The organism is Mastigocoleus sp. MO_188.B34 (genome assembly GCF_030065675.1).
Taxonomy (GTDB): Bacteria; Cyanobacteriota; Cyanobacteriia; order Cyanobacteriales; family Nostocaceae; genus Mastigocoleus.
On record NZ_JASJDK010000085.1, the window covers coordinates 1 to 24664 of the forward strand.

A 24664-nucleotide genomic window follows, 5' to 3' on the forward strand; every position below is an offset into this window, starting at 1 on the left:
CATTTCTTTAAAAACTTGATATTAGAAGGCTAAATTTAATTTGCATTAGATGTGATTTTGAAACTTATAGATTTAAAATTTATAGGTTTCAAATCTATAGGTTTAAAACTTATAGATTTCGGACTTTCTGGATTTGAATTTTTTCAGGTTTACAGATTGCTTTTTGGCTGTAGTTGAAAAATATCTAACTTATTACAAAATCTAGCTCTTACCCTTTTATCTCAAATTTTTGTGCCTTTTTATCTCAAAATCATGTAGTTAAATATTGTGAACGTGCAACTAAAAATATATAGCAGTTTCTGAAATAATATTAACTGCCATACAATTAATAAATCACTATGTTAGATACTGTAAGAATTACATCAACCTTGTAGAAATGAAACACGATTGGGTCGGAAAGTATCTAAAGTTATCAAGGTCATAGAAAAGCATCCGTTGTATTAGTACAAATTTTAGTGTTTATTTAAGTTTTGTATTTTTTTACATATCGGTATTTACTGCTTTTGTGATTGTATTAATCCTATCACTATATGGCAATATAAAAAATCAACTGTCCTAACTAACGCAACAAAAAACTCGAAGAATTGTGGATTTATCATCCTTCGAGTTTGGAATACATAACTTAAAATTGTGAGATTAAAATTGTTAGATAAATTGAATTAGATAAATTTAAACTAACAATTTTAAACTAGTGTAAATATTGAAAATTAATTTATTAATTCGCCATATACTTTTATTGTCTCTTCATTCACTCGCGTTAAAGTGAGTCTTTCAAGATTTTGTTTAGCTTTAATTCGCCAATTATTTAAATCCTCCACACTACCAAGTAATTTTCCTAAAGCATTTGCTAAAGCTTCAGGATTTTTTGGCGGTATTAAAATACCTGCTTCTCCGTTATCTAGACCTTCTGGAATACCATCAACGTTTGTTGCAATAATGGCACAACCGGCTTCACGAGCTTCTGGTATGACTAGGGGAGAAGGATCTTTGTGGGAAGCGAGGACAAAAATGTCACAACCAAGCATGTAGCGTTGGGCTTCTGCTTGGAAACCTTCAAAATGTATGCGATCGCAAGCAGAAGTACTTCGAGCTTGAGCTTCAAATTTTTCTTTATCGGGACCATTCCCCACTAAATAGAGATGAGCTAGAGGGAAATCATTAGCAATTTCTGCGAAAGCTTCAATTAATTCACCGATACCTTTACGTTGATACATACCCGCAACAGTAACAATTGCTGGATGTTTCAGTTTCATTGGCTGATATTCTGAAATTTTTGGGGTGCGAACGCTACCCAAAGTTCCATTAGATATTACCCGTAAATTTTCTTTGGGTACACCACGTTTCACCATTGAATCAGCAACAGCTTTACTAACTGCAATAACACGGTTTGCTAAACCCATAGTAATAGCACTGCGTTGGAATTCGTTATGTACCGTAGAAACTAGACCATAACTGGACGAACATTTTAAAATTTTAGCCAGTGTTATCCCAGTCATCATATGAGCATGGACTATTTCTGGTTGAAATTCTTTAATAATTTTGCGATAACCTAAAGCTGCTTTGATTATTTGAATAGGTTTTCGACTTTGGTCTAGGTGAAAATGTTTGACACCATATTGTGCTAATAAAGTTTCGTATTCTCCACCACCAGAAACTACAGCAACGTCATGACCGGTGTTTGCTTGTAAGCACGCTAGGTCCACAGCAACATTAACAATACCGTTACCAATAATGCGAAGTTCGTTCAATATGTGTAGTATGCGCATTCAATTTTCTACCTTGATAAATATTTTTTTATGTAGCTTCTGACTGTGCTAGAGAAAGTTTGGGAGGTTCAAATCACCTAAAATCTCAAGAATATGAAACTTCAAGAATCTGAAACTTCAGAATTCTCTAAACTTCAAAATTCTGAAATTGTGAATTGAAGAGAATTAAGTAAGAAGCAGTAAAAAAGTTAAAAATGTTACTACTCATACAAAAATCTTATCCAGGTAAACTAATTAATGACCACCCCACAGTTTTCACATGAGTACTATGGATATTGATGACAAAAACTCCATAGTGAGACTTGCTAAAAAGCTGTAGTGAGTCGTGAAGTCTTGTAGTACCGTTTTAGTTAGCATAAAACTTTAATTTGGAAGGGAATTTAGAAAATATACAAGCAGATGCAGATAAAAAAAGGAAATTTAGATTGGGAAATTCATGGAATCTTAATACCTGTCCATCAATATATAGTAAGTAGAAACAAGGCTAATTAACAGATGTTTCTGTAGTATCTTGAAGAGGAGAAAATTACAAACTAACTATTTTAGCACAGTAACTGGAGTCCTAAAACACATATCAAACGTGAGAAAAAAGTAAATTATTGAAGTTTGTAAAAACTTTATTTTTTACCTATTTTTTTCTCCACAGTCCTTATATACATATATTTATCAGTAACAACTAAAATGAAGATACTAGTACTAAATGTGGGTTCCAGTAGTCAAAAAAGTTGCCTGTATGAAGTCAGTCGCGAGTCTATTCCCACAAAAGCCCCCCAACCTTTGTGGAAAGCAAATGTAGATTGGACTCATCATCCAGGTGTAGCAGAAATTGAAATTAAAACTTTTGAAAATACTTTACACAAAGAAATCTCTACAGATTCTCAGTCTGAAGTTATTTCTTATTTACTTGGTACCTTAACTAGCGATCCCACTCGGGTAATTAATGAATTATCAGAAATTGATGTAGTCGGACACCGGGTTGTTCATGGAGGTATGGATTACCGTAAAAGTGTGGTGATTACTCAAGAGATAAAACAAGCGATAGCTCGACTAAGAGCTTTAGCTCCCGCACATAATCCAGGGAATTTATTGGGTATAGAATCAATGGAGAAATGTTTGGGAAATGTAAAACAAATTGCAGTATTTGATACAGCTTTTCATTCTAATTTGCCAGATGCTGCAGCTATTTATCCTGGACCTTATGAATGGGTAGAACAAGGTATCCGTCGCTATGGCTTTCATGGTATTAGCCATCAGTATTGTGCTCGTCGTGCTGCTAATATTTTGGGTCAAGACTTGAAGTCTTTGCGCTTAATAACCTGTCATTTAGGTAATGGTTGTTCTTTGAGTGCAATTAAAAACGGTTTTAGCGTTGATACGACCATGGGTTTTACACCCTTGGATGGATTAATGATGGGTAGTCGTTCCGGTTCAGTGGATCCAGGAATTTTAATTCATCTGTTGCGAGAATCGGACTATTCTGCAGATGAATTAGACCGCATCTTAAATAAATCTTCTGGATTGAAGGGAATATCAGGTATATCCAGCGATTTAAGAGTAGTACTAGAAGCTAGTTCTCAAGGTAATAAACGCGCACAATTGGCTTTTGATATTTATATACATCGTTTACGTTCTGAGATTGGTGCAATGCTTTCTAGCCTCCAAGGTTTAGATGCATTAATATTTACGGCTGGTGTAGGTGAAAATGCTGTTAAGGTACGCCAAGCTGCTTGCGAAGGATTCAAGTTTTTAGGATTGAAGCTAGATCTTGAGAAAAATGCTCAAAAACCAGTAGATGAAGATATCGCAACTGATGATTCAAGTATACGGGTATTGGTTATCCACACACAGGAAGATTGGGCTATAGCTCAGGAATGTTGGAACTTATTAGCCTAGTACTGTACGCAGCAGTTACAAAGTCAAAACTCAATAATTTGGGCACATATTTGTTATTTCCCCATAACATAAGGGAATTATGAGTTCGTAATTGAATAATAAATTGCGACTAAGCGGGAATGGTATTTTTCTCTCGTCAAGCTATAGGTGCTTCCCTAGCATTTTTGTTGAGTATTTGCGGAATTATATCTATGCAATTTCCACTAATGCAATCATCAGCAAAGAGTAAAAATGAACACTCTAAATTAGAATTAGAGCAAAAGCTTAAGTCAGAAAGATTGCGTTTGCAACTCCTCAAACAGTTGCCTAGTTTTGGTTTTGATAATGTAATTGCCAATTGGGTTTATCTTGGTTTTTTGCAGTATTTTGGTGACGATGAAACCCGGGCTAAAACAGGTTACAATCTCAGTCCCGAGTATTTTGAAGTTATTCTTGAGCGCGATCCGCGATTTATTCAAGCTTATCTTGCCCTTTCTACCAGTACATCTATGTATGCAGGGATGCCAGAAATATCTGTAGAATTGACTAACAAAGGATTAAAATCTTTATCTCCTTGGGTTCCAAAACGCTCATATTTTGTCTGGCGCTACAAAGGTATAGATGAATTATTATTTTTAGGCGATTCTAAAGCAGCCCAGCAATCTTTTGCAAAAGCAGCAAACTGGGCTAGCAATCATTCTGATGAAGAGAGTCGACAAACAGCATACATATCAGAACGTACGGCTAATTATATTAGTCGTAAACCTAATAGTAAAAACGCTCAAATTGCTGCTTGGTCAATGGTTTTAAATCAAGGTGTTGATGAGAAGACCCACAAAAGAGCAATAATGGAAATAGAAGCTTTAGGAGGAAAGGTAATAAAAACTCCAGATGGCAGTTATAAGATTAAGCTTTCTCAACAGGATTAGGGATTGGGGATTAGCGACTGGGTATTGGCAACTGAGTATTTGCGTTAACGTAAACGCGTAAGCGTAATGTAATTATTGTATGGCGCTAGCCATATAGTAAATAAAACAATATCAAATTGAGGTTTTTATTATTTACTGGTACAAGGGAAAATTAATTGAGTCTGAAACTCTGGAATTAAGCATCTACGACCCGGGTTTGCTTTATGGCGCAACATTATTTACAACCTTGCGTGTATATAATAATTCTCTCGATTTCCCGTTAACTAATTGGCGTTTACATTGCGATCGCCTAAATTCGAGCTTACAAGATTTTGGTTGGTCTTCACCCAATTGGCAACAATTACGTCAAGGTGCAAAATCCCTTGCCGAAAATTTTTCTGTTCTCAGAATTACTATATTTCCCGATGGTACCGAGTTGATATTCGGCAGATTGCTACCATCTAACTTAAAAGATTCTCAAGATAATGGTGTAAAAGCTTACGTTGCTAACAGCGATAGCTATCGCAGTTTACCAACTCATAAAACAGGAAATTACTTAGTTCCTTGGCTATCTAAATTTAGCGCTGACAAATATAATGCTCAAGAAGCGATTTTCGCCGATTATCGGGGATATTGGCTGGAAACGAGCACTGGAAATCTTTGGGGTTGGGGGAAAAATACTTGGTGGACTCCTCCACTGAGTGCCGGTATTCTACCAGGTATTATGCGATCGCACTTATTTAAGCGCCTTGAAGCTTCAGGACAATCTGTGAAAGAAGAACCATTTACTCCAGAATTCGTGAGAAGCTTGGAGGCACTAGCATACAGCAATTGTGTAGTAGAAGTTATCCCCTTGTGTGAAGTCATTCAAGGAGCAGGATCGTTAAAATATAATCCTTACCACTGTTGTTTCCCACAATTACGGAGATTTTTAATATCATAATGTGTAGGCATTCTGGTATACCTTAAGATAAGTTAACATATTTCTTATAAACGCCCTCATACGCAAATTAATAGGAGGATCGACCTCGGTGAATAAAAGATGGAGAAATGCGGGGCTGTACGTGCTGCTTTTTATTGTTGTCATTGCCTTAGGGACAGCATTTTTTGAAAAGCAACCCCAAGGTAAAGAGACATGGCGATACAGTCAATTTATTCAAAAAGTTGAAGAAGGTAAGGTAGAAAAAGTTAGCATTAGCTCGGATAGAACTACAGCTGTAGTTACTCCAAGTGATGATACAGAAAAGAGAATTGTTAATTTAGTTAACGATCCGCAACTTATCAATACCTTGAGTGCAAAAGGTGTAGATATTTCTGTTTTACCGCCATCCGATGAAGGAGTTTGGTTTAGAGTACTCAGCAGCCTCTTCTTCCCAATTTTGCTTTTGGTTGGTTTGTTCTTCTTGCTACGCCGCGCCCAAAATGGTCCTGGTAGCCAAGCAATGAACTTTGGTAAGTCCAAAGCCAGAGTACAAATGGAGCCACAAACCCAGGTTACTTTTGGTGATGTTGCTGGTATCGATCAAGCCAAGTTGGAACTCAACGAAGTTGTTGACTTCCTGAAAAATGCAGATCGCTTCACTGCTGTAGGAGCAAAAATTCCCAAAGGCGTTCTACTCGTTGGACCTCCTGGAACTGGTAAAACTTTGTTAGCTCGTGCAGTTGCGGGCGAAGCAGGTGTTCCCTTCTTCTCCATCTCTGGTTCCGAGTTCGTAGAAATGTTTGTGGGTGTGGGTGCATCTCGCGTCCGTGACTTGTTCGAACAAGCGAAAGCTAATGCTCCTTGTATCGTATTCATCGATGAAATTGACGCTGTAGGTCGTCAACGTGGTGCTGGTTTAGGTGGTGGTAACGACGAAAGAGAACAAACCCTTAACCAGTTACTCACAGAAATGGATGGTTTTGAAGGTAATACCGGTATCATCATTATCGCTGCTACCAACCGTCCCGACGTATTAGATGCAGCTTTATTACGTCCCGGTCGTTTCGACCGTCAAGTAGTTGTAGATCGTCCCGACTACTCCGGACGTAGCGAAATTCTTAAAGTTCACGCCCGTGGTAAAACCTTAGGGAAGGATGTGGACTTAGATAAAATTGCTCGTCGGACCCCTGGTTTCACAGGTGCGGACTTATCCAATCTACTCAACGAAGCTGCTATTTTGGCTGCAAGACGCAATTTAACAGAAATTTCGATGGACGAAATCAATGATGCCATCGATCGCGTCTTAGCTGGACCAGAGAAGAAAGATCGGGTAATGAGCGAGAAGCGCAAAACTTTGGTTGCTTACCATGAAGCTGGTCACGCTTTAGTTGGTGCTTTAATGCCTGATTATGACCCCGTACAAAAAATCAGTATTATTCCTCGCGGTCGTGCTGGTGGTTTGACTTGGTTCACCCCTAGCGAAGACAGAATGGATACTGGTCTGTATAGCCGTTCCTATTTGGAAAACCAAATGGCTGTGGCTTTAGGTGGTCGAATTGCTGAAGAAATCATCTTCGGTGAGGAAGAAGTTACTACCGGTGCTTCCAACGACTTACAGCAAGTAGCTCGTGTTGCACGTCAGATGATTACTCGTTTTGGTATGAGCGATCGCTTAGGACCAGTTGCTCTGGGTCGCCAGCAAGGTAACATGTTCCTCGGTCGCGATATCATGTCAGAACGTGATTTTTCTGAAGAAACAGCAGCTTCAATTGACGAAGAAGTTCGCAAACTGGTTGATTCAGCTTACAAGCGTGCTAAAGATGTCTTGGAAGGTAACCGCCACATTCTCGACCAACTAGCTGACATGTTAGTTGAAAAAGAAACTGTCGATGCCGAAGAATTGCAGGATATCCTTGCAAATAATGATGTCAAAACTGCAGCTTTTGCTTAATTAAACAAATCAAATAAGGCAGACAAAATGATGTGCCCTCCAAAGTAATCAATCTTGTATTTGAGTACTGCAGGAGGGTAGCATCATTTTTTTGTATGAGCCAAAGAGCTAAGAAATTCCTGCCATGCTTCATATAACTACATCAATATCCGCTGCGCAACTTTTGCTGCTAAAGCTTTACAGTCAGCAATGCTCTGACACAGTTTTTGAATTAGATACATTTAGGACTTACGCAACTGGCAATATTTTTATTGTAGGGTGTGTGACGCAAGCGAGTTAATTTGAACCTATGAATAAGGTTTTTAGTGTCATGCACCACCAGTATATTATGACAATTCTGTAGGTGATATATGCCTATATTTAAATGTATTTGTATTGAAACTTTGTAATACTTAAAAAGCATAAATAAAAAAATAGAGACGCGGAAAACAGCGTCTCTAAATTAGAGGAAACCCGTTGCTTGATTAAACTTTGAATTAATATTTAAATTTGAATTTATATTTAAATATAATACGTTTACAGCTTGATAAGGCTATCAAGTGTTAATTTAAATAACTACTTCCAATCAGTATTCATTCTGCGAAGTTTAATTGATTTTTGTTTGATTGAAATCTATATTGAACTGTACTAGAGATGAAAATAATTGAAGTAGAAAGAAGGTTACTAAAGAAACAATCTATCTTTCTTAACTCTCTCTAAGATTGGATACAGCAGGGCAACTTATCAATCCGGAAAAGTAAAAAAAGAATCAGCATACGACCGAGTCAAAACCCTGTGAAGTATGCGAATGATTGTTTAATCAAGGATTTGAAACTTTTAAGCAAATGTAGAAAAATCTGTGTTAGGAGGAACATCTTGAATTCTTCCTGGACCAACTGCTTGCAAAGCTTCCAATAGAGAAATATCACCTGTGTATAGAGCACGACCGACTATAGCCCCATTCACTCCATATTGCTCTAAAGCTAATAAACTCAATAAATCGGTAATTGAACTAACACCACCAGAAGCAATAATGGGAATTTTGATCGCTGCTGCAAGTTCGCGTAATGCATCGAAATTAGGACCAGATAAAGTCCCATCACGTTGAATATCCGTATAAATTATTGCGGAAGCACCAAGTTCTTCCATTTGTACTGCAAGCTCAGTTGCTAAAACTTCTGAAGTTTCCAACCAACCACAAGTTGCCACTTTACCATTTCGAGCATCAATACCGATCGCAATTTTTCCAGGAAACGCTTGACAGAGTTCTCTGACTAATTGAGGTTGTTCAACTGCGATTGTCCCAAGAATTGCTCGCTGTACTCCCAAATTGAATACTTGCTCGACTGTATCGCGATTGCGTAGACCTCCTCCCAATTGAATGGGTACAGATACAGCTCCAGCAATAGCTTCTATCACACTTTGGTTAACCACTGAACCAGCTTTAGCACCATCAAGATCGACTACATGTAATATAGTCGCACCTTGCTCTACCCATTGTTTAGCAACATCGACAGGATTTTCATTGAAAACTTGCGATTTATCGTAGTCACCTTGATATAGTCGCACGCAACGACCGTCTAGCAAGTCAATTGCTGGAATAACGTCCATTACACAAAATACAATTTATTGCAAAATTACTATAGGTAGCAGGAAAAGATATTTTTATATCTTTTTCGGCTTTAGATTACATTTTAATTTAATGTGGCTTTTTAGGATATAAGATTATTGTCTTTGAAACTTACTTATTTCTTTAAAATACCCCATATATTTTTGTTGCTTGAGACTGTAACTAAGCTTAAAACGCTAAGTACACTTGCTATTATCAGCTCCCGACTTCTAAAATAATCTTAGAAATCAAACGAAATTAATATATGAGAGTATTAGTCAAAAAATTAAAGATAATTGAATGACACCAAACTTTATTTATCCTTAATTAGTTTGACCCAAATTACTTGGACAAGCAAATAGATTTTCTAAGTAGGTATCATCTAGGGTTTTATGCCACTGATATAGTTGCATCATCACACTTGTAAAAGTAAAAGTAACCTCTACAAAGTGTAAGGCACTATTAAGCTCTAAAATCTCATTTTTGTGTTTCTCTTGTTTTTCTTCTCTTCTAATTAAATCTGTAAGTTTTTGAGTGCGCTTTTGTAAACTCGAAATAAAAGAATTACTAAATGCCCAGTAACTAATACTCCAAAATTTTGCTAAATAATTTACTTCATTTTGTAGAGGTTGAAGCATTAACTCCTGTAATTCTCCAGTGGAATGCGCCATTAACCAAATATAAATAGATATAGCATTCCACTGGTTAACAATATTATTTAATGCATTATTATAAATTTCTTCTTTTAGATGACCCTTAAGTTTATAGGTTTTAACAACCCCATATTGAATATTGAGTTGATTACCAGTCAATCTTTGATATATTTTCCCAAATAAATCTGATTCTTGATATTCTTTTCGTCTACTTGACGCATCAAATATAAATTTTGATTTTGTTTTACTTGGAGGTGAAATACTTTCTAAAAAACATGAAATACGTGGATTTACAGCTTGCAAATATGCTCTAATTTCTGTTTCACTATCATGACATTTCATTTCTAGCTTTGCAGCACTAATAATTTTATTGATAAATAAATCATTAGAAACACCTATAACTTGTTTAAAGTTAATGTTTTGCCAATTTAGTGATTGGTGGTGATGTCTGCTGTATGGAGTTTTTAAGGAAGTGTAAAAATTATGTAAATGAGAATATAATATCCCTGCCGAGAGATAATGTCTTATGAGGTAGTTAACCCTTTCCCGCGTTTGTAGATAACTCGGGTTGATATATAAATTTCCAGCCAAATCGCTTGCCAATATACCTGAATTACAGTCTGGCATTTATTTATTCCCCTAATAAAAATTAATTCAAAGTTTTTACTATTAAAGAGCTTTTTGATAGTTTTCTAATTGTATCCGGGTTTTCCTCAATACTCTCTAAAGATAAAATGAATAAAGTAAGTTGTAATTCATAGAAAGTTTAGAATAAAGTTTATCTATTAGGCAAATATATTGATACATTTGATATTTTTAGTTATGGAGGTACGACAATTAAAAATTTAAACTTGGAAAAGTATTACAAGGATTATTAAACTGCGAAGACAGCCAAAGACTTACAGAGACTTGTATTAATTGCAAAAAAAATATATCAAAAACAAGCTTTTATGTTAAAAAAACAACAATTTAAATGTTTTCATTGCAGGGTATTCACATAGAAGCGATTACTTTGTATAAATAATTTTTTGTAAGTAAAAATATTCAAAAGTCTAATCTATAAGTTTTTTGACTTTTGAAATGGGAGTTATAAAGTTTAAATTACGAAGTTTGAATTATTAAGTGTGAAGTTTAAATATGAAATATTGACTTGTCTGGCTAACTTTGTTCTTCTCCGTTCTTTTGTTTTGCTTGAATGATTGCTTTTCGAAAACCTAGGACAATTAAAATGTTAGTCAGAGTGAGAAAAACTTCCGCACTTCCATGCAGCCAATCAACATTTGCTAAGGATTTACCATAAGCAGATTGGGCGTATAGTTCCGCAGGAATAGTAATAGCCACAAATACCAAAGTCCCATAGAAACCGATAAGTGCTAAACGAGGTACTTGGGGAACACGACTCAAAAACCACAAAAATCCTAAATAAGGAAATAATGAAAGAGCAAATAAAGTTTCTTTTGAAATCATGACTGAGTAGTTAATGAGTAATTGAGTAGATTGATTTTTTGTTGTTGTTTTTATTTTTTAAGGCTGTGAAGTATTCTCATCCGGAGATTTACTCGCTCGCCAAATCCACCAAGCTGCAACTAAAAGGGTAAAGTTACCAAGTAAAGTCATACTAGCTTGCAAAATCACTAACCACTCCAAAAATTCAGCATTGTCAAAAAAGTGCCAGGTACAAGCACACATCGCACTCACCAAAGCCGGTAACATAGCCAGAGATAACGTCCACCAACTACGATTACCAGTTATTTCGCCGTATTCCCAAATGAGCCAGATCGCGGCGATCCACTCAACAACGCTTGAGACATGAATTATCCAGGTTGGGATTGAAAGTGCGTACATATTATTTATTAGTTTTGGAATTTATTAGTTTTGGATTGTGGATTCTGAACTACAAATCTGAATTTACAAATCTGAATTGTAAAGCTCTGAGGCTATAACTGTAACTGTGGATTTAGTACAACACAACAGGACAGTTTAGGGACAAACAAGATACAGTTTGCTTTCTTTTAATAAGTTGTGGCAGAAGTGTCTTGTTTGTGGTCTATATTTATGCAAAATATCAGGTTGAAGACAACTATTGACGTCTTCTTCCAAAAAACCTTTGATTTAACTAAAATCCAACATGGCTATGCGAGCGTTGTTATCTGGATATTATGGTTTGGGGAATGGTGGAGATGAGGCTTTGCTAGCAACGCTCTTGCAAATGCTACCACCATCAGTAACACCTGTAGTACTCTCTGGAAATTTAGAAGAAACCCAAAAGCGCTATGGAGTGGAAGTATACAAACGCAAATCTTTATTAGAAGTGACAAAAGCTTTACGTTCTTGCGATGCTTTTATTTGGGGTGGAGGAAGCTTAATTCAAGATGTGACTAGCGCTCTTAACCCTTTTTACTATGGAACAATAATGGCGATCGCCCAAAAAATGGGTTTAAAAACAGTTGCTTGGGGTCAAGGAATTGGTCCTTTACAGCGCCCCATAACTCGTTGGTTAGCCAAAACAACTTTTGGTAATTGTACTCGGGTAAGCGTTCGCGATCGCGTATCTGCTGCTTTGCTTTCAGAGTGGAAAATTCCTCATATCCTTGCTCCCGATCCGGTATGGGCGCTAGAATCCCAACCATTACCAGGGTTATCTGACCTACCAGCACCTAGAGTTGCTGTAACATTACGGAATCATTCACAACTTACCCCAGACCGTTTGCACAATTTAACTCGTGCTCTAGTTGACTTTCAAAAAGCAACAGAAACATTTATCTTACTTTTGCCTTTTCAAAAAAATAAAGATTTAAGTATTGCGGAAGGAATCAAAGCACAACTTACTGAGGACAGCAAAATTATCTGTGTGGAAGAACCACAAATTCTCAAGGGTATTTATCGTGGAGTAGAAATGGCTATTGGAATGCGCTTACACAGCTTAATTATGGCAGCAGCAGAACAATGTCGCTGTTTTGCTATCAGTTACGACCCTAAGATTAATCGACTAATGGAAGATTTGGACCTACCTGGTTGGGATTTAACTTCCTTACCTGACAATCCAAACTTGATGAGCAAAGCATGGATAGAACATTACGCCAATGGAGAAGCACTTTCACAAGACCGCCTACAGTTTATGCTAGATCGGGCATTAATACATCGTGAAATCTTATTTGAATCCTTAGATGTATAAAAAACATTGTTTGGATACGAGTATTATTACAGATAAACTAAAATATATACACCGTTATACCAGTTGTTATACCAGTAAATTACTTGATAGCAGCATTTTACCAAGGCATAGCATTTAAAATTATCCTTGCTTTGAGCGGAAAAATACTGTTTATTAAGTATAAAATATCTGAAAAACTTGTTCTGTTATATACTTTATAACTAAGAAAATTCCTGTATCGACAGGGTTAATTTATGGCATGGTAAGTATTTATCATTATTTACCCAATGATAAGGATTAAAAACTGGAAGAAAGAATTATGATTTTCTTCCCGCCTTTTTTGCCTCATCTTTATGTTCTAATCTAAAGTGATAAATATTTAACCGGATATTATATCAGGGGCATCTCAAATATAAGGCTACTTGAATAGGACTTACACATTCTTTCTTATATGAAATTATAAAGGTTTCAATAAGACGATTGTTTCCGATATTCTAGTAACTTTCATTGTGGAATAAATATAATCTTATAGTTCATCAATTGGTAAAACTGCAGTAGTTCTTAAATTAAGCCTTGCAAGTCAATAGTTACAAATTAACACTTGTATAAAAATTAAACAGCAAATGTTGCTTTGCTAGGTCAATACGGTATAACCGAAATTTATCTAGGCAAAAAATTGAGAATAAAGATGAAAAATATCAACAAAGTTCAATTTAACTTAAGTGATCGAGAACCCGAGTTTGGGCAACATATTCCTGCAGGAGTTGATTTAAAATTATTAACTGAATCAAAATGGGTAAGGCTTGCTAACAACCCAGTCAAGTCTGTTTTGTTAGTTGCGATCGCCTTACTATTTGTTGGAACGACAACACAAACCGCTTCTGCTCAACAAAGGGGTCAGCGAGGTCCACAAGTTAGTTACGTTCAAAGATGTTTAAAAAGATTAGGCTACTTTAATGCTAGGGTGACAGGTTTTTATGGTTCAGCAACCGAAGCTGCTGTAACCAGATTTCAAGCTGCTGTAGGTTTGCAACAGGTCGGTAAGGTTGGACCGCGTACTACAAGAGCACTCAATCGTAGGTGTGGTAGTGGTAATAACACAAGAAGAGGTGGTGGTTTAAGACGTGGTAGCAGTGGTCCAGCGGTCACACGATTACAACGTAACTTAAAAAGATTGGGTTATTACGATGGACCAATCACCGGTCGTTTTCTTAACCTAACCGATGCAGCAGTTAGACGATTTCAGGGAGATAACGGTATATCTGCTATTGGGGTTGTTGGACCCAGAACTAATGCTGCAATTCGCAGGGGTTTAAATTCTAGGGTTCCCGAAAGACAAACTCCTGTAAGGCGCTCCAATGGTCGTTATTGTGACCCTAATTTTGAAGCTCTTTATGTTGGTTGTAATGGTGAATGGGTGAGAGAGTTACAAGCAAACTTACAAAGTTTAAGATTTTACAATGGCTCGGTGGATGGTTCTTTTGGTTCTCGTACCGAAAGAGCTGTTATGGAATATCAGAGGTCTCGAGGTTTACCGGAGAATGGAATAGCCGATCTCAATACTTTGAGTACAATTCGTACGGAAATGGAGCGTTTAGGTGTTACTTATCCACCTCCTGAACAAGGTATCATTTCTGAAAGAGATTCAAATTGGAGTACAGGTGGTTCAGAAGTACTCCTACGAGAAGGTGATAGGGGAAGGAAAGTTACACGACTCCAAGAGCGTTTACAAGAATTAGGATTTTTTCGACGCTCCGAAACTACAGATTACTTTGGTCCTGCTACCAGGGAAGCTGTAGCTGCTTACCAAAGATTTTATGGTTTACCAATCACTGGATACGTAGATAGAGAAACATCAAAAAAATTAGGCTTAGATCGGCGAGGTGATAGGCGTTACGTGGTGGTAGTACCGGTAAACGGACGTGATATTCTGTGGAGAGTACGCCAATTTGTTCCCAATGCTTTTGCTGCTCGATCTCCACGGGGAGATTACGTCAACGCTGGAGAATTTGAAGATCTTTCCCAAGCTCGAGAAGTTTCTAAAGAATTGCGCGAACGGGGTCTAGATGCGCGAGTAGAATATTTATAATTTTTCTGTTGCTAGTTTGTTTTCTAACTATTAGTAAAAACAAGCAATAAAATATCAGAAAATTTATTATTGTCAATTTAGTTCATGCTCGCAGCATGGACATTTTTATTGTGGATTACTTTTTCTGATTACCTGTTTAGCTTGACACTCCCCGCTCCCCGCATTGAAATCGCGGGGTTTTGTAATTCCCGCGTCAAACTTATAAATTTATGGTCAAATTTATGATCCAATCCCGCCAAATCCAGTTTTTAAACTCCTTTCAACAGCAATACAAAAGGTTTTAAAAACGGATTTAAATTGGTGCTCTACGGATTAAACGACCAATACCAGAACCAAAACGTAAAGCAAATTTATACCATTGAAATTTTATTTGTGAATAAATTTGAATGGGTGCTTGAGAATGTTGCCAATATGCTTTATCAGTTAAGTTAGGACCGTCACCTTGTAAAGCATTAACAATAATTTTCCTACGCCAAGGTTTAACCTTTGGAGCTGCAGCATGGGACATGATGTTACCACCAGGTAAAAAATCCATTCCTTCAGGACCCACCGTACTCAAAGGATAAGAAGTCAGCATCAGCACCAAGTTAAAGTAGGTCTGATCCGTATCAAGGTAAGGGTAAGTATCACCATTTCTATTGGTAAAATCTTCAATATCTGAATGTCCTGCAGCTGTACCAATTTCTATCAGCTTTTTCCAGAGCAAAAGAATAGATTTATAGCTACGAGGAATACCAATAAAACCACTGTTGTAGTTGAAGTCTAGATCGCGTTTGCAATCAAAACCATTATCCAGAGCAAATTCTTTCCAAGCTAAACGTCTGGGATGGTTTGCAGGAACCCTAAACCATGAATCTCCACAAAGGGCGATCCCGTGACGAAACCAATTCTGATAAAATTCCCAATTAAATTTATTCACAATATCAGGATCGAAGTAACAAAGAGCATCGACTTCTGGACAGTATTTTTCCAGTAAATCCCACATAAAATCAGGTTTGTAGTAAGCTAGATGTTTTTTAGTTGTAAGCTTTACAAATCGGATAACGCAATCTTGTGCGATAGAAAATTCATGATAGCCATCTTTACTTTTCAGCAATTTTGCCCAAGGTGGTAAATTACCGCGATACCCAGCCCAGACAATACCACGAAAACCGTGGTTATACAGAGAATTAGTCAAAACTCCCACACCATAGTGGTAGTCTCCTTCGTATAAAGTGCAAACAGCTGAAATCATTGTTGTACTTACACTCGCTTACAATGGCATTAATTAATTGATAGCAATAAAATCAATCATTGTTCCTTGTAATTGCAGCAAATTTCCTTGCAGTCGCAGCAAATAATCTTCAAATCCATCGAGAGCAATGCTTTGAGCATAATCATACAAATTTCCTGTTGTGGCTATAGTCATCTCGTATGATTTACCAATCGTTAATTCTTGGAAATACCCCACCCATATCTCCAGAATTTAACCATTACCCAGTAAAATAATTGGGCGAATATGCAAGCAAAAAATAGGTTTATATCCCATGTCAGAAGCTCGAATTGGTATTATTGGTGGCAGTGGTTTATACAAGATGGATGCCCTCAAGAATGTAGAAGAAATACAGATAGAAACACCATTTGGTTCTCCATCTGATGCCTTAGTTCTGGGTAGTTTAGAAGGAACAAAAGTAGCTTTTTTGGCGCGCCACGGTCGCAATCATACACTTTTACCTTCAGAATTACCATTTCGTGCCAATATCTACGCCATGAAAAAACTGGGTGTGGAGTATTTAATTTCCGCAAGTGCTGTAGGTTCCCTCAAAGCCGAGGTAAAACCACTTGATATGGTGATTCCAGATCAGTTTATTGACCGCACAAAAGGTCGCATTTCTACTTTTTTTGGTGAGGGAATAGTTGCTCATATCGCTTTTGGCGATCCGGTATGTAAAAATTTAGCCAACGTATTGAGTGAAGCGATCGCATCTTTAGATTTACCAGATGTATCCACCAGCCACAAGGGTGGTACCTATGTCTGCATGGAAGGTCCAGCATTTTCCACCAAAGCTGAGTCCAACTTATACCGTAGTTGGGACGCGACAGTAATTGGTATGACTAATTTACCGGAAGCAAAACTAGCTCGGGAAGCGGAAATTGCTTATGCAACTTTGGCACTAGTCACAGATTATGACTGCTGGCATCCTGACCATGATAGTGTGACAGTAGAAATGGTAGTGGAGAATTTGCAACGCAATGCTATCAATGCTCAGAAGGTTATTTTAGCTGCAGTACAAAGTTTGAGTAAGAATCCACCTGTAAGCGACGCTCATTCGGCTTTAAAGTATTCAATTTTAACTCCTTTAGATAAGGCACCTACTACAACCAAAGAAAAGTTAAGACTATTATTGCAAAAGTATTTGTAAGTTTAACTGTATATCTTCCTTTTATTTCAACCTAATTAAGGTAAATAAAAATCTATATTTTAATTTTTGAAATAATTAGACATTTAATCTATTGGTGATAGGTTCGATTCCTATACTTTTAACCACAATACCCCAGCCCTGGGTTTTTGGGCACCTTATGTGCAATAAGGCGCAAAAGCCACAAATCAATCACTCCCAACAAAGATGGAGAAATCTGTTTTTGGAAGGAAAACTCCGTAGTGTAGGCGCTTGCGACCGTTCGTTACCTCGTAGCGCTCGGTAGCTACAGTGAAGGAGCCAGAGCAACTATGTTTCTCGTTAACTTGAGTGTGTCCTTTGTTTGCTGCATTCAGTTTTCCTGCGGGAATCCTGAAAAGTACAACAAAAGACAATCCCGTTGCATTAAGATTGAAAGAGTTGGAAGTATTGGAAAGAATTTCTGAGAAGATTGAGAAAATTCAGGTTAACGGTAGCCTAGATAGTATTTTGACTGAGTTGATCCAAATCAATCGCGATTAGTTAGCGACTTCCAATTAAAAAACATACCACTGGTTAGGGCGCACTCCGGTGCGCCCCTACCGTCAACAAATAATGATATTGATTTTTAGAAGTCCTTACAAAGTATAAGTAAAGTCTTCTACTAGCATTCCCGGAACCATACTTCCGCCAAGTTGGCGATTTTCATAGGTACCCAAATTGGGAATCAACTCTTGAAAGTTAGTAAATTCTATTAGATTATTGCCCCAGAAATGGTAAAGAGTTTCATCAAAACGCAAATCTTCAATTGGAGCAACAATTTCACCATCTTCGACCCAAAAACATGCATAGCGGGTCATACCAGTAATTCTACCAGTAGGTAAATCGCTCCAATTTAAATAATGCAAATTAGATACATATAAACCAGTATCTAATGCATTGAGAATTTCCTCCGATTCTAAATTTCCTGCTTCAATTTCCGGCGTACGTAATGATTCATTACGATTTGCACCATTAGATTTTTTTTGATATTCTTTGGCCGAACGACAATTAACTAAACTATTAACTAAAACTCCTTTTTCAATAATCTTTATATCTGAAGTTGTTACCTCCCCCCATTCATTGAAACGCGGTACTGAACCTCGTTGAAAATTTTCTTTAAGATTAAACTTTGGAGATAACTGCTTTTCCTTTCGAGATAAAGTTGCTAAAGCACTATTTCCCTGTTGAATATCAGCTTCACTAACACCACTCCAAGAAAGCATACTTAATAATTCACTAACAGCAGCAGGAGCAAAATAAGTTTTGTAATTTCCCCGAGGAATATTTTTAGGTGGACGAGCAAGTAACTCCAGTTGTTGTTTTGCATCAGTGATTTTTGTTAGATATCTTTCTTCATCCCAATTATTCCCAGCAAGAAAACCTTTTACAGCCTGTTCTTGAGGGCTAAAAATAGAATAATCTAACGTAAACGTATCGCTAGAAAACCAATGTTTATTACCACTAGAATCAGCATAAGCTCTAATAACAACACCTCCAGAATAAATACCAGTAAAATCCAGTTCTTTTGCTGGATCTAATACTGTTGATGCAACAACATCTTCTGCTAATAAATTACCTAAATATATTTCTCGAGTGGGATTGGTTGCTGATGGTAAAACTAAATGTGGATCTAAAGCGAGTAGAGGAAGCTCTTTTCGTAATTCCAACAAAGCATTGTGTGTTTCGCGCCAATCAATTTCCCAATTACCTACTATGGGAAATTGTCTAAAAGCAGTACGTCCCTCTCTAATTAAAGTAAATTTTATCCAAGTATCTGATACGATGCCTGTTTGACGTATTCTTGCATGATTAAAACGAGTGAACTGGCTGAATTCGCTACTGAGTTTAAGAATAAATTCTTCGCTGGTTGCTTTTTTCTCCAGTAAATTTTCAACTAATTGGTTAAAACAAGTTTCTAAAACAGAGATATTTTCTTTATTCATTACAAGCAAAGATAAGCAAAATAAAACAAGTAGGGAACACAAGAGAAAGAGAAATTATTTATTTATAAATTGTGTTCTACCACACCTCATAGGACTCACCTTTCCGAGGTTTTTTGATGGAACTTATATTCCACTTAATACCTAGGTTACTCGGCTAAATTAACATTTACAGAGGTTAAAGACTTATTAAGATGCGGTAGCTGAAAAAATTAAAGTTTATTTTCCATCTTTTTACTTCCCACCACCAAATACCTCAACATTGGAAAATAAACATATGGGGGAACCATGTCCTACCGAAATAGCTTGATTTGGTTCTCCTTTACCGCAGAAAGGGGTACCATAAATTTCCCAGGTAGATCGATCCCCTACTTTGGTTAAACTGTGCCAAAAATCTGGTGTGGTGGCTCTATAATTAGGATTTCGCAGAGTTTTTGTAAGTTTTCCGTTTTCAATTAATTTGCCATACTCACAGCCAAATTGAAATTTATAGCGGCGATCGTCAATGGACCAGGAACGGTTAGATTCCATATATACTCCATACTCAATCCCGCTCAGCATTTCCTCTAATGAAGCCGTACCTGGTTCCAAATTAATATTCGCCATGCGGTCGATAGCAGGTCTGTTCCAAGAACAAGCACGAGCGCAAGCAACACCGTCAATTCCAGATCTGGCTTGACTTTCTAGACTACCCAAACCGCGCTGTAGTACTCCCTCTTTAATTAAATATTCTCGTTTTGCTGTAGCCCCAGTATCGTCAAAATTGTAGCTTGCCATTTCACCAGATATTGTGGGATCGAAGGTAATATTCATCAAGGGAGAACCATATTCGAGTTTCCCAAAATCATCTTTATTGACAAAGCTTCCACCAGCATAGTTACGTTCATCCCCCAAAATTCTGTCAATTTCCAAGGGGTGTCCCACACTCTCATGAATTTGTAACATCATTTGATCTGGAGCTAGTACCAGATTAGTGGAAGTTGTAGGACACTCTTGCGCTGATAATAGCTCTAAAGCTTGCTTACCAATTGTTTCTACTTTTTCCCAAAGATTATTTTGTCTGAAAAGTTCTAAGCCACCTTGATAGGAATTTGCTTGCCAACCATTATTAGTACGCTGTTGTATATTAATACCATCCTGTGCGGTAACTCCATAATAAGTACTCAGGAACAAAAACTTTTGATATACTTCTGAGCCATTACTACTAACAAACCATGTTTCTCTTTCAGTTGTTACAGCTTCAGCAGTTGTTTGAACTATTTGTTCACTAACTTTTAGTGTTTTACAGATACGAACCAAAATATCATTGATTTCTCCAGCATTTAAAGTATCTAATGATTCAACAAATGGAGAAAAATATTCACCTACTACTTTGGGACGTTCTCTATCTACTTGAAATGGATATATCCACCACTTTTTGGCAGAAAATGCTTGTTTATAGGCTTTTTCTGCTGCAAATTGTAAATTTTGGATGTCAATATAATTAGTTGCTGCATAACCAATACAACCATCAATAGCAACTTCAATCATTGCCCCAAGTGTAATATTTTTTCCATTTACTTGAGGCATTGCATCGCGAAAATGACGGTGAATTTGAGTTTCTTTAACAACTCTTATACCCAACCATTCAACAGGGATATTAATACTAGCGATCACATAATTGATATGCGATAGCATGTCCCTACGAGTTGTTTGAGAAGAAAAAAAAGAAGGTAAGGTTAAAGTGTGAGAAGCAGATAAATTAACAGACATTACTAATCAATAATTAGCCAGAGTAAGATTATTACTATTACTACAAAAGCTAACCTTTTCTACAGACTTATTTTCAACAATTTTTTATTTTAAATACGGGTGTTACTTAAGAGTCAATTAAATTTACGGAGTAGTTGACAATGAAAAGTATTATTTTTAACCTATTATTAGGTTAGAGAAGATTCACTATTCTTAAAATCTTACCTGAACCAGATTGAAGACTTGTAGGGGGTTAGACCCCTCATCGAATTATCTGTTTAGTCTTATCCTGTTCTATAAAGACATATCTCATATTTCCATAACAGTTGTTTTTAATACTTTTGAGTTACGAATATTAATTTTTTCATCATTTATCATCAAAACTATATTCTGAAGAAAAAATAGTAAAAAAACTAACTTTGGTACTCGTTAGGAATTACGCAGCATTTCTAATTTCTAATGGTTTAAGACTGATATTTTCTTGCGATCTAACGGTCAATTTTGGTTTTATCAGAGTTTTCAATCCCAGAATTTGCTGAATCTCTCTCCCGGTCAGAATTTAAAGAATTTAAGTTTGTAGTTAAAATAGCTTCTGCTTCTAGCTTTGGAGCCAAGTAAAGATTTTCTAATAACACGGCAATCCCGGCGACCCAAGGGGGAACAACGATCGCACCAACAATACCTAAGACCTGTGTTCCTCCTAATACACCTAAAAGCTGATATAAAGGATGGACTCTTACCGAAGAACCTACTAGTAAAGGATCCAGTACGTAAGTTTCTACATTTTGGATAATTACAAATAACAGTAAGACCCACAGGAAAGTAAAACCACTTTGGGGAATAGCAACAATTAAAGCTGGGATCGCACCTAAGACCGGACCAATAAATGGGATCAAGTTGGTAAACGCAGCAATTACCCCTAACGCTAAAGCAAATTCTGATAATCCTAAAATCCCTAAACCTGCAGTAATTGCTACACCCAAAATTGCCGACACTACTACTCGACCTTGAATATAACCACCCATGCGACGGGAAATAGGTGTAACTTGTGCTGCTAAGCGTTCGTTCCAAGGATAAGGAAACAGGGATACTAAACCTTCAATCAAGCTTTTGCTACCAGCCACCATATAGCCGGAAGTAATCAAAACTAGAATCAAACCTAAAAATATATTGACTACTCCACCTAGAACGCCAAAAGTTACTCCAAAAGAACGTGACAATACTCTTTGAGTCGAGCGGAATAACCAATTAACCAATGCTTGAATATCTTGGGTCTCAAAGAATTTTTCAATTGAGTCTGCTTCGGTGATTCCAATTCTGGCTGCAAAGTTTTCTGCAAGCGTTCCCAAGCTGTCTAAATATCCTGGAAGTTTATTTGCTAGGCGTTGTATTTGGACTGCGACACTTGGACCGATAATTAATCCAGCACCGATTAAAACCGCTATTAAACCTAGGTATACAACAATTACGCCCAACCAACGGGGTAAATGTAATCTTTTTTCTGCAGCCTCAACTATTGGTGCGATCGCAGATGCAAAAACAATCGCAACCATTAGAATTAGTAACAAACTCCGTAATTGCCACAGTAAAATCACTAAAAAAAAGGTGGCAACTACCAACACAATATTAACTAGGGCAATTGGATAGTGCTTTTGGGACATGATACCAGTTATCAGTTATCAGTTATCAGTTATTAGTTATTAGTTTATGACCGATATCATGTCCGGTAAAACACTTGCGATAAGGTTCGTTCGTAGTAGCGCTTTAGCGCCAATATCTTTAATATGGCGCTAAAGCGCTACTACAAACAAACATATTTTCTAATAAGTAATTAAGCGGACATGATATGACGCCACGCCCTTACGGGCTACAGTTAATGTGCTATCACGCACGCTAGAGCCTGTGGCGTCAGATCCGCAATAACGTTAGTCAGAGGGTATGACTACGTCTACGTCACCTACGAATCCGCTGATGCCGTGAGACGCAGCTTGCGCTGTTTATCCACAGGATGCATACAAACACCGTAGGAGCCCCTCAGGCTCTAGCCTCTAGCTGTGATACCTGCGGTTCAGCTAACAGTTATGAGTTTTTTACTATTGTTAACATTCAACCATTCACTGTTAACTGTTAACTGTTCACTGTCTCCTAATTACGATGCCAACGGGTACCTTCTTTACTATCAATTAGCGCAACACCTTGGGCTTGTAATTCATCGCGAATGCGATCTGCTTGAGCAAAGTCTTTGGCTGTTCTAGCTTCTTTTCTGCGCTGAATTAGTTCCTCAATGTCAGCATTACTTAAAACATCACTATTATTGCCACTTTCAGTGTTGTTGACCTCATTAGTTGTTGCTGCAGACTCAGCTTCCAAACCTAAAACTCCGGCTAAAGTAACCAAAGTTTGCCATTCCTGTTTTAATTTTTCTGCTGCAGTTGAAGTTTTACCTTCGTGAACAATAATATTACCCTCGCGACCCAAGTCTTTGGCTAGTTCAAATAATATGACTAAGCCACCAGGAAAATTAAAGTCATTGTCAACTGTTTCTTTAAATCTTTCTACAGTTTCTGATATTGGAGATGAAGTGTTTTCTTCTTTCCAACCTAGTTTTTTCCTATAGCGCTTGCCAAAAATTAAACCTTCCTTAAGAGTATGCCAGCCATTAGTTGCTCCTGCAATTGCCCGATCACTAAAATCGATGGGTTTGCGATATTGGGTTTGCAATACCAATAACCTTACAGCCATTGGATCTACACCTTTATTTAAGAGTTCGCGAATGGTAATGAAATTCCCCAAGGATTTGGACATTTTTTCCCCATTCACCTTCACCATACCGTTGTGCATCCAGTAACGAGATAACTCTTGTCCTGTCACCGCTTCAGATTGAGCAATTTCATTTTCATGGTGAGGGAAAATTAAATCTTCACCGCCCGCATGAATATCAATAGTGTCACCCAAGCGATCGCGCACCATTGCCGAACATTCTATATGCCATCCCGGACGACCTTTACCCCAAGGTGATTCCCAAGCCGGTTCTCCCTCCTTTGCAGCTTTCCATAAAGCAAAATCAAATGGATATTTCTTCTTCTGATATTCAGTGTTTTTGATATCCACCCGTTCGCTAGCACCTGCTTGTAAATCTTCTAACTTGCGTCCGGATAATTTGCCATACTCTGAAAATTGTCGTACAGCATAATAAACATCACCTTCAGAAGGGTAAGCATAACCTTTATGTTCCAGATCGTGAATTAAACGTTGAATGCCATTCATGGTGTGGGTAGCCCGGGGATATTCATCGGCTTCTTTGACATTCAGGCGTGCCATATCCTCAAAGTAAGCATTGATATATTTTTCGGCAACGGCTTCCATGGAGGAACCTTCTTTTCTGGCGCGATTAAGAATTTTGTCATCAATATCAGTAAAATTCTGGACATAACGTACCTGATAACCGCAAAAATCAAGATAACGACGAACTACATCCCATACGATACAAGCCCTAGCATGACCCAAATGACAGTAATCATAGACTGTCACACCACAGTAATACATCTTTACTTTTCCAGGTTCTACTGTCTCAAATGCCTCTTGGCGACGGGTCAAGGAGTTGTAAACGCTAAGACTCATAGATAAAAATCCTAAAATCAAATAATCCTAAAATTGCAGATAAGCAATA

General features: G+C 37.3%; 19 protein-coding genes. 8 read left to right on the forward strand and 11 right to left on the reverse strand.

The features are described from left to right. Positions 1-707: 707 nt before the first annotated feature. Positions 708-1766, reverse strand: coding sequence for a glycosyltransferase family 4 protein (locus tag QNJ50_RS18880; RefSeq protein WP_300638050.1), 1059 nt, complete (start codon positions 1764-1766; stop codon positions 708-710). Between the two features lie 681 nt (positions 1767-2447). Here QNJ50_RS18880 and QNJ50_RS18885 point away from each other — a divergent pair. The 4 genes from QNJ50_RS18885 (at position 2448) to ftsH3 (ending at position 7419) form a co-directional block, all read left to right on the forward strand. Continuing rightward, complete coding sequence (locus QNJ50_RS18885) at positions 2448-3659, forward strand: acetate kinase (RefSeq protein ID WP_300638052.1); 1212 nt, start codon at positions 2448-2450, stop codon at positions 3657-3659. 119 nt (positions 3660-3778) lie between these two features. Then, positions 3779-4567, forward strand: a complete 789-nt coding sequence (locus QNJ50_RS18890) for a hypothetical protein (protein WP_300638055.1) — start codon at positions 3779-3781, stop codon at positions 4565-4567. Positions 4568-4697: 130 nt separating this feature from the next. Next, the gene (locus QNJ50_RS18895) at positions 4698-5489 is read left to right on the forward strand and encodes an aminotransferase class IV (RefSeq protein WP_300638096.1); all 792 of its coding nucleotides are present in this window, start codon (positions 4698-4700) and stop codon (positions 5487-5489) included. Positions 5490-5577: 88 nt separating this feature from the next. Next, entirely contained in the window at positions 5578-7419 is a 1842-nt protein-coding gene (ftsH3, locus tag QNJ50_RS18900) for an ATP-dependent zinc metalloprotease FtsH3 (protein ID WP_027841867.1), read from the forward strand. 816 nt (positions 7420-8235) lie between these two features. Here the strand turns inward: ftsH3 and hisA are convergent. From hisA to QNJ50_RS18920, 4 genes are all read right to left on the reverse strand, one after another. Next, a complete protein-coding gene (gene hisA, locus QNJ50_RS18905) occupies positions 8236-9009 on the reverse strand; it encodes a 1-(5-phosphoribosyl)-5-[(5-phosphoribosylamino)methylideneamino]imidazole-4-carboxamide isomerase (protein ID WP_300638058.1) in 774 nt (257 codons plus the stop codon). Between the two features lie 321 nt (positions 9010-9330). After that, positions 9331-10287: a hypothetical protein gene (locus QNJ50_RS18910; RefSeq protein ID WP_300638060.1), complete on the reverse strand. Its 957-nt coding sequence runs from the start codon at positions 10285-10287 to the stop codon at positions 9331-9333. A 531-nt stretch (positions 10288-10818) separates the two neighbouring features. Beyond that, positions 10819-11127, reverse strand: a complete 309-nt coding sequence (locus tag QNJ50_RS18915; protein ID WP_300638062.1) for a DUF3593 domain-containing protein — start codon at positions 11125-11127, stop codon at positions 10819-10821. Positions 11128-11184: 57 nt separating this feature from the next. Next, entirely contained in the window at positions 11185-11505 is a 321-nt protein-coding gene (locus tag QNJ50_RS18920; protein WP_300638064.1) for a DUF2499 domain-containing protein, read from the reverse strand. Between the two features lie 289 nt (positions 11506-11794). Here QNJ50_RS18920 and csaB point away from each other — a divergent pair, with 289 nt between their 5' ends. Together csaB and QNJ50_RS18930 are read left to right on the forward strand one after the other, a co-directional pair. Further along, positions 11795-12835, forward strand: a complete 1041-nt coding sequence (csaB, locus tag QNJ50_RS18925) for a polysaccharide pyruvyl transferase CsaB (protein ID WP_300638066.1) — start codon at positions 11795-11797, stop codon at positions 12833-12835. 667 nt (positions 12836-13502) lie between these two features. Continuing rightward, positions 13503-14903 carry a peptidoglycan-binding protein gene (locus QNJ50_RS18930; RefSeq protein WP_300638068.1) on the forward strand — a complete coding sequence of 467 codons (1401 nt, stop codon included), beginning with the start codon at positions 13503-13505 and terminating at the stop codon, positions 14901-14903. 292 nt (positions 14904-15195) lie between these two features. Here QNJ50_RS18930 and QNJ50_RS18935 read toward each other — a convergent pair whose 3' ends face one another. Further along, positions 15196-16137 carry a hypothetical protein gene (locus tag QNJ50_RS18935; protein ID WP_300638070.1) on the reverse strand — a complete coding sequence of 314 codons (942 nt, stop codon included), beginning with the start codon at positions 16135-16137 and terminating at the stop codon, positions 15196-15198. Positions 16138-16170: 33 nt separating this feature from the next. Continuing rightward, the gene (locus tag QNJ50_RS18940; protein WP_300638072.1) at positions 16171-16311 is read right to left on the reverse strand and encodes a hypothetical protein; all 141 of its coding nucleotides are present in this window, start codon (positions 16309-16311) and stop codon (positions 16171-16173) included. Positions 16312-16429: 118 nt separating this feature from the next. Between QNJ50_RS18940 and QNJ50_RS18945 the strand changes: the two genes are divergently transcribed. Both QNJ50_RS18945 and QNJ50_RS18950 read left to right on the forward strand, forming a co-directional pair. Continuing rightward, positions 16430-17305 carry an S-methyl-5'-thioadenosine phosphorylase gene (locus QNJ50_RS18945; protein ID WP_300638074.1) on the forward strand — a complete coding sequence of 292 codons (876 nt, stop codon included), beginning with the start codon at positions 16430-16432 and terminating at the stop codon, positions 17303-17305. 336 nt (positions 17306-17641) lie between these two features. Then, entirely contained in the window at positions 17642-17824 is a 183-nt protein-coding gene (locus QNJ50_RS18950; protein ID WP_300638100.1) for a hypothetical protein, read from the forward strand. 95 nt (positions 17825-17919) lie between these two features. Here the strand turns inward: QNJ50_RS18950 and QNJ50_RS18955 are convergent, their stop codons facing one another. The 4 genes from QNJ50_RS18955 to cysS form a co-directional block, all read right to left on the reverse strand. Further along, entirely contained in the window at positions 17920-19266 is a 1347-nt protein-coding gene (locus QNJ50_RS18955) for a TldD/PmbA family protein (protein ID WP_300638076.1), read from the reverse strand. A 231-nt stretch (positions 19267-19497) separates the two neighbouring features. Continuing rightward, positions 19498-20940 (reverse strand): TldD/PmbA family protein, encoded by a 1443-nt coding sequence (locus QNJ50_RS18960; protein ID WP_300638098.1) that lies wholly within the window; start codon positions 20938-20940, stop codon positions 19498-19500. Between the two features lie 542 nt (positions 20941-21482). After that, a complete protein-coding gene (locus QNJ50_RS18965; protein ID WP_300638078.1) occupies positions 21483-22655 on the reverse strand; it encodes an AI-2E family transporter in 1173 nt (390 codons plus the stop codon). 484 nt (positions 22656-23139) lie between these two features. Further along, complete coding sequence (gene cysS, locus QNJ50_RS18970; protein ID WP_300638080.1) at positions 23140-24615, reverse strand: cysteine--tRNA ligase; 1476 nt, start codon at positions 24613-24615, stop codon at positions 23140-23142. Positions 24616-24664: the final 49 nt, after the last annotated feature.

Bases quoted from the DNA above. Each gene is read 5' to 3' on its own strand.
- QNJ50_RS18945 (WP_300638074.1), top strand. From the start codon at position 16,430: ATGTCAGAAGCTCGAATTGGTATTATTGGTGGCAGTGGTTTATACAAG.
- QNJ50_RS18960 (WP_300638098.1), bottom strand. From the start codon at position 20,940: ATGCTATCGCATATCAATTATGTGATCGCTAGTATTAATATCCCTGTT.
- QNJ50_RS18935 (WP_300638070.1), bottom strand. From the start codon at position 16,137: ATGATTTCAGCTGTTTGCACTTTATACGAAGGAGACTACCACTATGGT.
- QNJ50_RS18890 (WP_300638055.1), top strand. From the start codon at position 3,779: ATGGTATTTTTCTCTCGTCAAGCTATAGGTGCTTCCCTAGCATTTTTG.
- QNJ50_RS18885 (WP_300638052.1), top strand. From the start codon at position 2,448: ATGAAGATACTAGTACTAAATGTGGGTTCCAGTAGTCAAAAAAGTTGC.
- QNJ50_RS18965 (WP_300638078.1), bottom strand. From the start codon at position 22,655: ATGTCCCAAAAGCACTATCCAATTGCCCTAGTTAATATTGTGTTGGTA.
- QNJ50_RS18920 (WP_300638064.1), bottom strand. From the start codon at position 11,505: ATGTACGCACTTTCAATCCCAACCTGGATAATTCATGTCTCAAGCGTT.
- QNJ50_RS18955 (WP_300638076.1), bottom strand. From the start codon at position 19,266: ATGAATAAAGAAAATATCTCTGTTTTAGAAACTTGTTTTAACCAATTA.
- csaB (WP_300638066.1), top strand. From the start codon at position 11,795: ATGCGAGCGTTGTTATCTGGATATTATGGTTTGGGGAATGGTGGAGAT.
- cysS (WP_300638080.1), bottom strand. From the start codon at position 24,615: ATGAGTCTTAGCGTTTACAACTCCTTGACCCGTCGCCAAGAGGCATTT.
- QNJ50_RS18930 (WP_300638068.1), top strand. From the start codon at position 13,503: ATGAAAAATATCAACAAAGTTCAATTTAACTTAAGTGATCGAGAACCC.
- QNJ50_RS18910 (WP_300638060.1), bottom strand. From the start codon at position 10,287: ATGCCAGACTGTAATTCAGGTATATTGGCAAGCGATTTGGCTGGAAAT.
- QNJ50_RS18880 (WP_300638050.1), bottom strand. From the start codon at position 1,766: ATGCGCATACTACACATATTGAACGAACTTCGCATTATTGGTAACGGT.
- QNJ50_RS18940 (WP_300638072.1), bottom strand. From the start codon at position 16,311: ATGACTATAGCCACAACAGGAAATTTGTATGATTATGCTCAAAGCATT.
- hisA (WP_300638058.1), bottom strand. From the start codon at position 9,009: ATGGACGTTATTCCAGCAATTGACTTGCTAGACGGTCGTTGCGTGCGA.
- QNJ50_RS18915 (WP_300638062.1), bottom strand. From the start codon at position 11,127: ATGATTTCAAAAGAAACTTTATTTGCTCTTTCATTATTTCCTTATTTA.